This is a genomic window from Sphingomonas corticis (assembly GCF_012035195.1).
In the GTDB taxonomy this organism is placed as follows: domain Bacteria; phylum Pseudomonadota; class Alphaproteobacteria; order Sphingomonadales; family Sphingomonadaceae; genus Sphingomonas; species Sphingomonas corticis.
In genome coordinates this window covers 315538-326555 of sequence record NZ_JAAVJH010000002.1, presented here as the reverse complement: position 1 = coordinate 326555, position 11018 = coordinate 315538, and the positions used below count along the sequence as shown (strand labels likewise).

At 70.8% G+C, this 11018-nt stretch carries 9 protein-coding genes; 3 read left to right on the top strand and 6 right to left on the bottom strand.

Annotation, left to right across the window (positions count from 1 at the left end):
- Position 1: 1 nt before the first annotated feature.
- Together HBH26_RS04315 and HBH26_RS04310 are read right to left on the bottom strand one after the other, a co-directional pair.
- Positions 2 to 1066 (bottom strand): mechanosensitive ion channel family protein, encoded by a 1065-nt coding sequence (locus HBH26_RS04315; protein ID WP_168133354.1) that lies wholly within the window; start codon positions 1064 to 1066, stop codon positions 2 to 4.
- A gap of 57 nt (positions 1067 to 1123) precedes the next feature.
- A complete protein-coding gene (locus HBH26_RS04310; protein WP_168133510.1) occupies positions 1124 to 1561 on the bottom strand; it encodes a winged helix-turn-helix transcriptional regulator in 438 nt (145 codons plus the stop codon).
- A 220-nt stretch (positions 1562 to 1781) separates the two neighbouring features.
- On the opposite strand from HBH26_RS04310, the gene HBH26_RS04305 reads away from it, so the two are divergent.
- Both HBH26_RS04305 and HBH26_RS04300 read left to right on the top strand, forming a co-directional pair.
- Positions 1782 to 2117 (top strand): CC_3452 family protein, encoded by a 336-nt coding sequence (locus tag HBH26_RS04305; RefSeq protein ID WP_168133353.1) that lies wholly within the window; start codon positions 1782 to 1784, stop codon positions 2115 to 2117.
- A gap of 141 nt (positions 2118 to 2258) precedes the next feature.
- On the top strand, positions 2259 to 4373 hold the full coding sequence (locus HBH26_RS04300; RefSeq protein ID WP_168133352.1) for a RelA/SpoT family protein: 2115 nt from the start codon (positions 2259 to 2261) through the stop codon (positions 4371 to 4373).
- Between the two features lie 37 nt (positions 4374 to 4410).
- Here HBH26_RS04300 and HBH26_RS04295 read toward each other — a convergent pair whose 3' ends face one another.
- Positions 4411 to 5337: an L-threonylcarbamoyladenylate synthase gene (locus tag HBH26_RS04295; protein WP_168133351.1), complete on the bottom strand. Its 927-nt coding sequence runs from the start codon at positions 5335 to 5337 to the stop codon at positions 4411 to 4413.
- Between the two features lie 37 nt (positions 5338 to 5374).
- On the opposite strand from HBH26_RS04295, the gene HBH26_RS04290 reads away from it, so the two are divergent.
- Positions 5375 to 6994: an acyl-CoA dehydrogenase family protein gene (locus HBH26_RS04290; protein ID WP_168133350.1), complete on the top strand. Its 1620-nt coding sequence runs from the start codon at positions 5375 to 5377 to the stop codon at positions 6992 to 6994.
- A gap of 133 nt (positions 6995 to 7127) precedes the next feature.
- On the opposite strand, the gene paoC is transcribed toward HBH26_RS04290, so the two are convergent.
- Genes paoC through paoA form a run of 3 tightly spaced genes read right to left on the bottom strand, consistent with a single transcriptional unit; the run spans position 7128 to position 10923 of the window.
- Positions 7128 to 9341 carry an aldehyde oxidoreductase molybdenum-binding subunit PaoC gene (paoC, locus tag HBH26_RS04285; protein WP_168133349.1) on the bottom strand — a complete coding sequence of 738 codons (2214 nt, stop codon included), beginning with the start codon at positions 9339 to 9341 and terminating at the stop codon, positions 7128 to 7130.
- A complete protein-coding gene (locus HBH26_RS04280) occupies positions 9338 to 10291 on the bottom strand; it encodes an FAD binding domain-containing protein (RefSeq protein ID WP_168133348.1) in 954 nt (317 codons plus the stop codon). Before HBH26_RS04280 ends, paoC begins: the two co-directional genes overlap by 4 nt.
- Positions 10288 to 10923: an aldehyde dehydrogenase iron-sulfur subunit PaoA gene (paoA, locus tag HBH26_RS04275; RefSeq protein ID WP_168133509.1), complete on the bottom strand. Its 636-nt coding sequence runs from the start codon at positions 10921 to 10923 to the stop codon at positions 10288 to 10290. Before paoA ends, HBH26_RS04280 begins: the two co-directional genes overlap by 4 nt.
- Between the last annotated feature and the right edge of the window lie 95 nt (positions 10924 to 11018).

Sequence of the window (11018 nt, the reverse complement as noted above, 5' to 3'; positions counted from 1 at the left end):
ATCATTCAGCTTCCACCACCAGTCGCCGCTTCGGCAGCGCCTCGGGCATCTCCACGCGCAGCCACGCCAGCATCTGCTCGCGCACGTCGGCGCGCAGGTCGAAGGCGAGGCTGGCGTCCTTGGCGGTCATCAGCGCCCGCACCTCGATCGCGTCCGCCTTCATGTCGGTGACCTGCAGGTTGAAGAAGCGGCCGTCCCAGCGCGGGTTGGCGCGGACGAGCAGCTCCAGCGTCTCGCGCATCCGCTCGATATCGGTGGCGGGGTCGAGGTGCCAGAACACGCTGCCCATCAGCCGGCTGGTCTCGCGCGTCCAGTTCTGGAAGCTCTGCTCGAGGAACCTGGATACCGGCACGACCAGCCGCCGCTCGTCCCACAGCCGGATCACCACGAAGGTCAGCCGGATCTCCTCGATGCGCCCCCACTCGCCCTCGACGATGACGACGTCGTCCAGCCGGATCGGCTCGGTGAAGGCCATCTGGATCCCGGCGATCAGGTTCTTCAGCGCGGGCTGCGCCGCGGCGCCGACGACCAGGCCGACGATGCCGGCCGACGCCATCAGCGTGACGCCCAGCGCGCGGATGCCCGGCACGCTCAGCAGCATCAGGCAGGCGGTGACGAAGACGATGAAGAGGCTGCCGATCCGGCCGAGGATGCCCGCGCGGGTGCGCCGGCGGCGGGCGCGCAGGTTGTCCTCCACGCTGATGTCGGCGCGGATCGTCACCACATCGACCAGCGCGCGCCATCCGGCCAGCGCCATCCATCCGATCAGCGCGGGGATGACGAGGCCCGCGATCTGGCGGAACCAGCCCGGCGGTTCCGCCTCCACCGCCACGAACCGCCCGGCCCAGGCGATCGCCACCGCCACCAGCACCCAGCGCAGCGGCGGCGCCATGCGCGAGACGACCGCGTCGTCGGCGGGACTGGCGCTGCGCCGCGCGGCATGGCGGCCGACGCGGACCAGCGCGACGTGGAGCACCAGCGCGACGACGATCGCCGCGGCGAAGACCATCAGGTGATGCGCGGCGGTGGAGAACGGCACGGAGAGACCGGGAACGGACGAGGACATCGCGCTGCAACAGGACGCGGCCCGGCGGGTTCCCGCCCGCGCGACAAGCGGCGGCTGCTACTCGGCGGCCTGCGCCAGCCCCGCGGCGGGCGCCTTGTCGTCGGCATCGACGTCGCCTGGCAGCGCCCAGTGGAGGTCGCCCTTGCCCAGCGTACGGCCGTCGTGGCTGACGACCGCGACCTGGCGGATCGGGCGACGGTCGCGCTCGTCGACCAGGATCGGGAAGGCGGGCTGGCCCGTCTCCCACCGCTCGCCCCATTGCCGCAGCGCGACCATCGTCGGCAGCAGCGCGAAGCCCTTTTCCGTCAGATTGTAGACGATCTTGCGCCGATCCTCCGGCACGGACGCCCGCTCCATGATGCCGTGCTCGACGAAGCGCGCCAGGCGATTGGCCAGGATATTGCGCGCGATGCCCAGCTCCTGCTGGAACTCCTCGAAGTGATGGAAGCCGTTGAACGCGGCGCGCAGGATCAGGAACGCCCAGCGCTCACCCATCGACTCCAGCGCCGCGGGCAGGCTGCACTCCTTCAGGTTCTCGCGCACCTCGCCCAAGGGCGTCTCCTATCGCAGACCGGCAGCCTACCGCCCCGGGGTGGCGGCACAAGCGCGATAATAGGTTGCAAAAAGATACTCGCAAGTGCGAGTTTCCGCTTGCAACTCGCATGCGCAGCATCTAGGTAGCGATCAGCAACTCTTTTCCCGGGAGGTTCTTGTGATGCTTCGTGCCGTCTTCTCCGCCGTCGTCACCTCCGCCGCGCTGCTCGCCGCTGCCGGCGTGCAGGCGCAGACCGGTGCCTATTACGTCGCCACCCCCGCCGCCGCCCCGGCCAAGGAGCGGCTGATGACCCGCGCGACGCCGTGGCGCCTCGCCAACGGTTCGTTCGTCGCCGCCCGCGCGCCGGAGCGCGACCAGCTGCTGTGCCAGCTCGTCGCCCGCGATGTCGGCGGACTCTCCGCCTTCAGCGTCGGCGGCAAGCCCTATGACGCCGCCGCGCTCGACAAGTGCAACGGCAAGGCCGGCATCGTCGCCACTGCGGTCGCGAAGAACTGATCCCTTCTCGCGTGGCGGCGACGCCGCGCGTGCTCCGGTCCCCCGCCGCAACTCCCGCGGCGGGGGACTTTTGCGTGCGCGACTCCCGATCTCGGCCCATTTTCGTTGCAATGCGGCGCTGCGACACGCCATGCTGATCCCGTGCTGAGACAATATCAGTTGGTCGACCGCGTCCTCGCCTACGATCCCGACGCGGACGAGGCGATGCTGAACCGCGCCTACGTCTTCTCCGTCAACGCGCACGGCACGCAGAAGCGCGCCAGTGGCGACCCCTATTTCAGCCACCCGATCGAGGTCGCCGGCATCCTGACCGAACTGCGGCTGGACGACGAGACCATCGCCACCGCGATCCTGCACGACACGGTGGAGGACACGGTCGCCACCTCCGACGAGATCGAGCGCATCTTCGGCGGCAACGTCGCCCGGCTGGTCGACGGCGTGACCAAGCTCAGCAAGATCGAGGCGCAGACGGAGAACGAGCGCGCGGCGGAGAACCTGCGCAAGTTCCTGCTCGCCATGTCCGGCGACATCCGCGTCCTGCTCGTCAAGCTGGCCGATCGCCTCCACAACATGCGCACGCTCCACCACATTCCGAAGCCGGAAAAGCGGCGGCGAATCGCGAAGGAGACGATGGACATCTACGCTCCGCTGGCGGAGCGGATCGGCATGTACGAGTTCATGAAGGAGATGCAGACGCTCGCCTTCCAGCAGCTCGAACCCGAGGCGTACGAATCGATCACCCGCCGTCTGGCGCAATTGCAGGAGGGCGGCGGAGACCGGATCGCGAAGATCGCGTCGGGCCTGAAGCTGCTGCTCGGTCGCCAGGGCATCGAGGCCGAGGTGTCGGGGCGCGAGAAGCATCCCTTCTCGATCTGGCGCAAGATGCAGGAGCGCCACATCAGTTTCGAGCAGCTGTCCGACATCATGGCGTTCCGCGCGATCGTGCCGACGGAGGAGGATTGCTACCGCGCGCTGGGTCTGATCCACCGGCGCTGGCCGATGGTGCCGGGACGGTTCAAGGATTACATCTCCACGCCCAAGCGCAACGGCTATCGCTCGCTGCACACCAGCGTGATCCACGCCGAGAATCGCCGGATCGAGATACAGATCCGCACGCCCGAAATGCACGCCCAGGCCGAATACGGCCTCGCCGCGCACTGGGCCTACAAGCAGGCGGGCGACCACAAGCCGCCGGTCGCGCCCGACAACAAGCCGAGCTGGATCGCCGATCTGGTCGAGATCCTGGAGACCGCCGCCACGCCCGAGGAGCTGCTCGAGCACACGCGCATGGCGATGTACCAGGACCGCATCTTCGCCTTCACGCCCAAGGGCGAGCTGATCCAGCTGCCCAAGGGCGCGACGCCGATCGACTTCGCCTACGCCGTGCACACCGACCTGGGCGACCAGGCGGTGGGCGCCAAGGTGAACGGCCGCGTCGTGCCGCTGCGCACCGTGCTGGAGAACGGCGACCAGGTGCAGGTGCTGCGATCGAACGCGCAGGTGCCGCAGGCCAATTGGCTGAACTTCGCGATCACCGGAAAGGCGCTGGCCGCGATCCGTCGCCACCTGCGCCACGTCGAGCGCGACGAGCAGGTGACGCTGGGGCGCAAGCTGTACGACGACATCGTGGCGCGCCTGCCCGCGGTGCTGGCGCCGGGCGCACTGGACGCGGCGTTGAAGCGGCTGAAGCTGCCCGACGAAGCCGCGCTGATGCAGGCGATCGCTCGCCGCACGCTGACCGACGGACAGGTGATGGAGGCACTCATGCCCGGCTCCGCGGGCGCCGACGTCGCGCATCCGCCGCAGAGCTCCGCCATCTCGATCAAGGGGCTGACCGCCGGCGTCGCCTACGAACTTGGTACCTGCTGCCACCCCGTGCCCGGCGACCGCATCGTCGGGCTGCGCCGGCCCGACGCCTCGATCGAAGTCCATGCGATCGACTGCGCCACGCTGACGGACCTGGCCGAGCGATCGGACGAGGAGACCGACTGGATCGACGTCCAGTGGGGCGACAAGACCGAGGGCGCCACGGCGCGCATCTCCGTGGAGGTGAAGAACGAGCCCGGCGCGCTCGGCGCGCTGGCCACGATCATCGGCCAGCACAAGGCGAACATCATCAACCTGCGCCTGGACACGCGCGACACGCAATTCCACACCAACATCATCGACGTGGAGGTGCACGACGCGCACCAGCTGATGCGCCTCCTCGCCGCGCTGCGCGCCACCGGCGTCGTGAACGCGGCGGAGCGGGTGTGACTGCACGGTTACGCCCGTTCGTGCCGAGCCAGCGCGGCTACCGCCTCGCCGCGCGCCGCAGCCGGTCGTTGATCGCCGCGCCCATGCCCGCCTCCGGTATCGGCGCCACGGCGATACCCGCGCGCCCGCTCGCGTCGGCGCGGTGTAGCGCGTCGAACAGCCGCGCCGCCGCCTCCACCGGGTCGCCTGCGGCGGACAGCGTGTCGTCGCCCGCAACCGCACCGTAACCGATCAGCCACTCGTCGCCCTGCCGCGCGACCGCGTCGAGCCGCAGCGGCTTTCGGGGCGCGTAATGGTGCGCCAGCTGCCCCGGGGCGCTGACGTGCGCGGTCCGCCCCGGCGCCACCGGCAGCACCGCAGCCAGCATCTCCCGCGTGACCGGCCCGGGCCGCAGGATCGTGCGGCCGGCGACGATGGTCGATTCCACCCCGGCCGGGCACGCCCCGTCATCGAGGATCAGCGGCACCGCCGCGCCCAGGCTCGCCGCGACATGGGCGGCGCGGGTGGGGCTGATCGCGTTGCTGGCGTTGGCGGACGGCGCCGCGATCGGCGCCGCGCTGGCGGCGATCAGCGCGCGCATCGCCCGGTGCGCGGGCACACGGATCGCCACCGTCGGCAGGCCCGCCGTCACCGCCCCCGCCAGCCCCGCTCCGTCGCGCAGCGGCAGCACCAGCGTCAGCGGTCCCGGCCAGAACGCCGCCGCCAGCGCCCGCGCATCGTCGTCCAGCACCGCCAGTCGCGCCGCAGCCTTGAGGTCGGAAACGTGGACAATCAGCGGGTTGAACGACGGCCTCCCCTTGGCCGCGTAGACCCGCGCCACCGCGTCGGCGCAGCGCGCGTCGGCGGCAAGGCCGTACACCGTCTCCGTCGGCACCGCGACGACGCCGCCGTCGCGGATCGCCGCCGCCGCGCGCGTCAGGGCCGCATCGCCGAACGGCAGGATCACGGGTGCTTGAGCGTCCATCGCGCCGGTCTATAGCGGGCGCAACCGGGAGAGAGAAATGACCTACGCCGCACCCGTCGCCGAGCAGCGCTTCGTCCTCGATCAACTTGCCGGACTCGGCATCGAGCCCGACATGCTGGACGCCGTGCTGGAAGGCGCGGCGCAGCTGGCCGAGGGCGAGTGGGCGCCGCTCGCGCGGATCGGCGACACGCAGGGGCCGCGGCTGACCGACGACGGCGTGCGGATGCCGGCGGGCTACCGCGAGGCGTACCGCGCCTATGTCGAGGGCGGCTGGGGCACGATCGGCGTGGAGGAGGCGCATGGCGGGCAGGGCCTGCCCTTCGTCGTGCAGGCGGCGGTGCTGGAGACGCTGGGCAGCGCCAACATGGGGTTCGCGCTCGCGCCGATCCTGACGGTCGGCGCGATCGAGGCGCTGTCGCACCACGGATCGCCCGAGCAGCAGGCGACCTACCTGCCCAGGCTCGCCACCGGCGAATGGACCGGCACGATGAACCTGACCGAGCCGCAGGCGGGCAGCGACGTCGGCGCGTTGCGCGCCACCGCCACGCCGCGCGGCGACGGGACGTACACGATCCGCGGCACGAAGATCTTCATCAGCTTCGGCGACCACGACCTGACGGACAACATCGTCCACCTCGTCCTCGCGCGCACGCCCGACGCGCCCGTCGGCACGCGCGGCATCTCCCTGTTTCTCGTGCCCAAGGTGCGGCTGGACGGGACGCCCAACGACGTGCGCGTCGTGTCGATCGAGCACAAGATGGGCCTGCACGCCTCGCCCACCTGCGTGCTGGCGTTCGGCGAGGAGGGGGAGTGTGTCGGCGAGCTGATCGGTCCGGAGTTCGGCGGCATGCGCGCGATGTTCACGATGATGAACAACGCCCGCCTCAACGTCGGACTGCAGGGGGTGCAGGTGGCGGAAGCGGCGACGCAGAAGGCGGCCGCCTTTGCGCGCGAGCGGGTGCAGGGCGCGCGCGAGGGCGGGCCGAGTGCCATCGTCGCGCATCCCGACGTGCGTCGGATGCTGATGCGGATGCGCGCGCAGACCGCCGCGGCGCGCGCACTGGTCTATTATTCCTGCGCGCAGGTCGGCCGCGCGGAGGCGCGCGACCGGCTGGAGATCATGACGCCGCTCGCGAAGGCGCACGCGACCGACCTCGGCAACGAGGTCGCCTCGCTCGGCATTCAGGTGCACGGCGGGATGGGCTTCATCGAGGAGACGGGCGCCGCGCAATTCTTCCGCGATGCGCGCATCACGCCGATCTACGAGGGGACGAACGGCATTCAAGCGGCCGACCTCGTCGGGCGCAAGCTGTCGTTGTCGAACGGGGCCGCCTTCGCCGCGCTGATCGACGACATGCGGCGCGAGGCGGAAGCGGTGCCGCTGGTCGCGCTGGTCGACGCATGCGAGCGCGTGGGCCGGCGGCTGCAGACCGCGGACGCCGACGACCGGCTGGCGGCGAGCTATCCCTTCCTGACGATGCTCTCCGTCGCCGCGTCGGGATGGCTGCTGGAGCGGCTGGCTCGCGCGGGCGACGGCAATCGCCGCGCGGTGACGGCCTTCTACCTCGACCAGATCGTGCCCGAGGCGCTGGGGCTGGAGGCGGCGGCGACCGCCCCGGCAAGCCAGCTTTACGCGCTGTCGGCGGAGGACTTCTGAGCGGCAGAGACCGTCCTGCACCATCGTCACGCCGGGCTTGTCCCGGGGTCCACCGTATTGCCTCACCACACCTTTGAGGTGCGAGGCGCGGCGGATGCCGGGACGAGTCCGGCATGACGGCCATGCCGCGCAGTCAGGCCATCGCCGTCGCCGGCAGTTTCTCCAGATGCTTCTCCAAGGTGATCGGATAGTCGCGCACCCGCACGCCCGTCGCGTTGTAGATCGCGTTCGCCACCGCCGCGCCGACGCCGCAGATGCCCAGCTCCCCGACGCCCTTGGCCTTCATCGGCGACGTGGTCGGGTCCACTTCGTCGAGGAAGATCACCTGCTGGTACGGGATGTCGGCGTGGACCGGCACCTCGTAGCTGGCGAGGTCATGGTTGACGAAGAAGCCGAAGCGCTTGTCGACCGCCAGCTCCTCCATCAGCGCCGCACCGACGCCCATCGTCATCGCGCCGATCACCTGGCTGCGCGCGGACTTGGGGTTCAGGATGCGTCCCGCGGCGCACACCGCCAGCATCCGCTCGACGCGGATCTCGCCGGTCAGCGCATGGACCCGCGCCTCGACGAAATGCGCGCCGAAGGTGGACTGCTGCTCCTTCTTCGCCAGGTCGCCATATTCCATCGCATCCTCGGCGGAGAGGTCGCCCGCCTGCGCCAGCGGCACCTGCCGCCCGCCCGCGCTCACCTGTCCGTCGGCGAAGGTCACGTCGGCGGAGTTGAAGCCCAGCTTCGCCGCCACCGCCTCGCGCAGCTTCGCACAGGCGGCGTAGACGCCAGCGGTGGCGCTGTTCGCGCCCCATTGCCCGCCCGATCCGGAGGAGACGGGGAAGGTCGAATCGCCCAGCCGCACATCGACCGCGGACAGCGGCACGCCCAGCATCTCCGCGGCGGTCTGCGCGATGATCGTGTAGCTGCCGGTGCCGATGTCCGTCATGTCGGTCTCCACCGTCACGCGCCCGCCCGACACGCGCACCCGCGCCGCCGACTTCATGTTGATGTTGTTGCGGAACGCGGCGGCCACGCCCAGGCCGACCAGCCACTGGCCGTCGCGCACCCGCGCCGGCGTCGCGCTGCGGCGATCCCAGCCGAACTCGCGCGCGCCGCGTTCCAGGCACTCGACCAGCCGGCGCTGCGAGAAGCGGCGCTCGGGCTTGGCGGGGTCGACCTGCGTGTCGTTCTTCACGCGGAAGGCGACCGGGTCCATGCCCAGCTTCTCCGCCATCTCGTCGATCGCCATCTCCAGCGCCATCATCCCCGGCGCCTCGCCCGGCGCGCGCATCGCATTGCCTTCCGGCAGGTCGAGCACGGCGAGGCGCATCGCGGTCAGCCGGTTGGCGCCGGCGTAGAGCAGCTTGGTCTGCGACGTCGCCGTCTCCGGCCCGCCGCCGGGCAGGTCCCCCGACCCGCTCTCGTGCGCGATGGCGGTGATCGTGCCGTCCTTCGCGCAGCCCAGGCGGATGCGCTGCGCCGTCGCCGGGCGGTGGGTGGTGTTGTTCGCGATCAGCGGGCGCTGGAGCGCCACCTTCACCGCGCGCTTCGCCTCCCGCGCGGCCAGCGCCGCCATCACCACGTCGGCGCGCAGGAACAGCTTCCCGCCGAAGCCGCCGCCGACAAAGGGCGAATCGACGCGGATGTTCTCCTTGGGGATCAGCAGCGTCTTCGCCAGGTCGCCAACCGCCCAGGCGATCATCTGGTTCGATGTCCAGACGGTCAGCTTGTCGCCCTCCCACGCCGCGATCGTGGCGTGCGGCTCCATCATCGCATGGCTGTGGTCGGGCGTGGTATAGCGCTGGTCCAGCGTCACCGGCGCGGCGGCGAAGGCGCGGTCGAAGTCGCCGACGCGCTCGATCGGCGGGGCGGCGCTGCCCTCGCCGCTGCTGTCGCCCTTCAGCGGCGCGGCCCTCAGTTGCTCGTCCAGGTCGAACCGGCCCTTCGCGCGCGCGTAATCGACGCGGATCAGCCCGGCGGCGTGGCGCGCCTGTTCGAACGTGTCGGCGACGACGATCGCGATCGCCTGGTGGTAATGGTCGATCGCCGGGCCGCCGAGCAACCGGGCGGTGTTCATGTCGCCCTTGCCCAGCTTGCCCGCATTCTCGTGCGTGACGATGGCGAGGACGCCGGGCGCGGCACGGGCGGCGGCCAGGTCCATCGACGCGATCCGCCCCTTGGCGATGCCGGCGCCGAGGACGTAGCCATAGGCCGGGTTCGCCGCCACGTCGTGCCGTTCGTAGGCGTAGGGCGCGGTGCCGGTCGTCTTCTTCGGGCCGTCGATGCGATCGGTCGGCTTGCCGACGACGGTCAGCCGGTCGATCGGGTTGGTGCCCGCGGGCGTGTCGAACTTCATGCCGCCTTGGCCTCCGCCATCACCGCCGCGATCGTGCGTTCGACCAGCGGCACCTTGAACGCATTGTCGCGCGTCGGCCGCGCGCCGGCGAGCAACCGGCCGGCGACCGCCTGCGCACCCTGCGGCATCGCCGCCTCCGCCGCCTCGACGCGCCAGGGCTTCGGCGCGATCCCGCCAATCGCCAGCCGCCCGCTGCCGTCCTTCTGCACGACCGCCGCGACGGAGACGAGCGCGAAGGCGTAGGACGCGCGGTCGCGCACCTTGTGATAGAGGTGCGTGCCGCCGAGCGGCTTTGGCAGCGTGACGGCGGTGATGAGCTCGCCCGGCGCCAGGGCGGTCTCGATGTGCGGCGTGTCGCCCCACAGACGGTGGAAGTCGGCGATGGGGATGCGCCTCTCCGCCCCCGCGCTGTTCACCGTCTCCACCGTGGCGTCCAGCGCACGCAGCGCCACCGCCATGTCGCCGGGATAGGTGGCGATGCAGGCGTCCGAGGTGCCGATCACGCCCAGCTGGCGCGAATAGCCGCCGATCGCGGCGCAGCCCGATCCCGGTTTGCGCTTGTTGCACGCCTGGTTGGGGTCGTAGAAATAGGGGCAGCGCGTGCGCTGGAGCAGGTTGCCCGCCGTGGTCGCTTTGTTGCGCAGCTGGCCCGACGCGCCTGCGACGATCGCGCGGGTCAGCACGCCATAATCGCGCCGCACGCGATCGTCGCTGGCCAGCGCCGTGTTCGTCACCAGCGCACCGATCCTGATGCCGCCCTCGCGCGTCTTCTCGATCCGGTCCAGCTTCAGGTCCTGCACGTCGACCAGGTGGCCCGGCGCCTCGATCTCCAGCTTCATCAGGTCGAGCAGGTTGGTGCCACCGGCGAGGAACTTCGCGCCGGGCGTGCGCGCCACCGCGGCGGCGGCCTGTGCCGGGGTCCTCGCGCGCTCGTAGGTGAAGGGCTTCATGCTTTCGCTCCCGCCACTTCCGCCATCGCGTCGGCGATGTTCGAATAGGCGCCGCAGCGGCAGATGTTGCCGCTCATCCGCTCGCGCATCTCCTCGCGCGTCAGCGGCGCGCGGCGAGTGATGTCCTGCGTCGCATGGCCGGGTACGCCGGCCTTGATCTCGTCGATCACGGCGACGGCGGAGCAGATCTGCCCCGGCGTGCAATAACCGCACTGATACCCGTCGTGGCGGACGAAGGCGGCCTGCATCGGATGCAGCTTCTCGGGCGTGCCCAGCCCCTCGATCGTCGTCACCTCGTCGCCCTGGTGCTGCACGGCGAGGCTGAGGCAGGAATTGATCCGCTGCCCGTTCACCAGCACGGTGCACGCGCCGCACTGGCCGTGGTCGCAGCCCTTCTTCGTGCCGGTCAGCTTCAGATGCTCGCGCAGGGCGTCGAGCAGCGTGGTGCGCGTGTCGAGCGACAGGTCGCGGCGCCGGCCGTTCACCGTCAGCGATACGGGCATCGTCGGTGCGGGCGCGGCGGGCTGCGCCTCCGCCGATATCGCGGTCGCGGTGCCGGCGAGCGCCATCGACGCCGCGCTCCCCGCCATCATGCCCCGGCGCGAGATCGCGAGGCCGGCGTCGTCTTCCATGTCGATCATGCTCCCAGCGCCCTACCGGCATGTCACCGGCGGGAAAGCGTAATCCTCCTAACGCACGATAGTCGAGCAGGTGCCGAACCTTGGTG

Coding starts and splice junctions, on each gene's coding strand:
- HBH26_RS04290 (WP_168133350.1), top strand. CDS start 5,375: ATGACCTACGCCGCACCCGTCGCCGAGCAGCGCTTCGTCCTCGATCAA.
- HBH26_RS04280 (WP_168133348.1), bottom strand. CDS start 10,291: ATGAAGCCCTTCACCTACGAGCGCGCGAGGACCCCGGCACAGGCCGCC.
- HBH26_RS04305 (WP_168133353.1), top strand. CDS start 1,782: ATGCTTCGTGCCGTCTTCTCCGCCGTCGTCACCTCCGCCGCGCTGCTC.
- HBH26_RS04295 (WP_168133351.1), bottom strand. CDS start 5,337: ATGGACGCTCAAGCACCCGTGATCCTGCCGTTCGGCGATGCGGCCCTG.
- paoC (WP_168133349.1), bottom strand. CDS start 9,341: ATGAAGTTCGACACGCCCGCGGGCACCAACCCGATCGACCGGCTGACC.
- paoA (WP_168133509.1), bottom strand. CDS start 10,923: ATGGAAGACGACGCCGGCCTCGCGATCTCGCGCCGGGGCATGATGGCG.
- HBH26_RS04310 (WP_168133510.1), bottom strand. CDS start 1,561: ATGGGTGAGCGCTGGGCGTTCCTGATCCTGCGCGCCGCGTTCAACGGC.
- HBH26_RS04315 (WP_168133354.1), bottom strand. CDS start 1,066: ATGTCCTCGTCCGTTCCCGGTCTCTCCGTGCCGTTCTCCACCGCCGCG.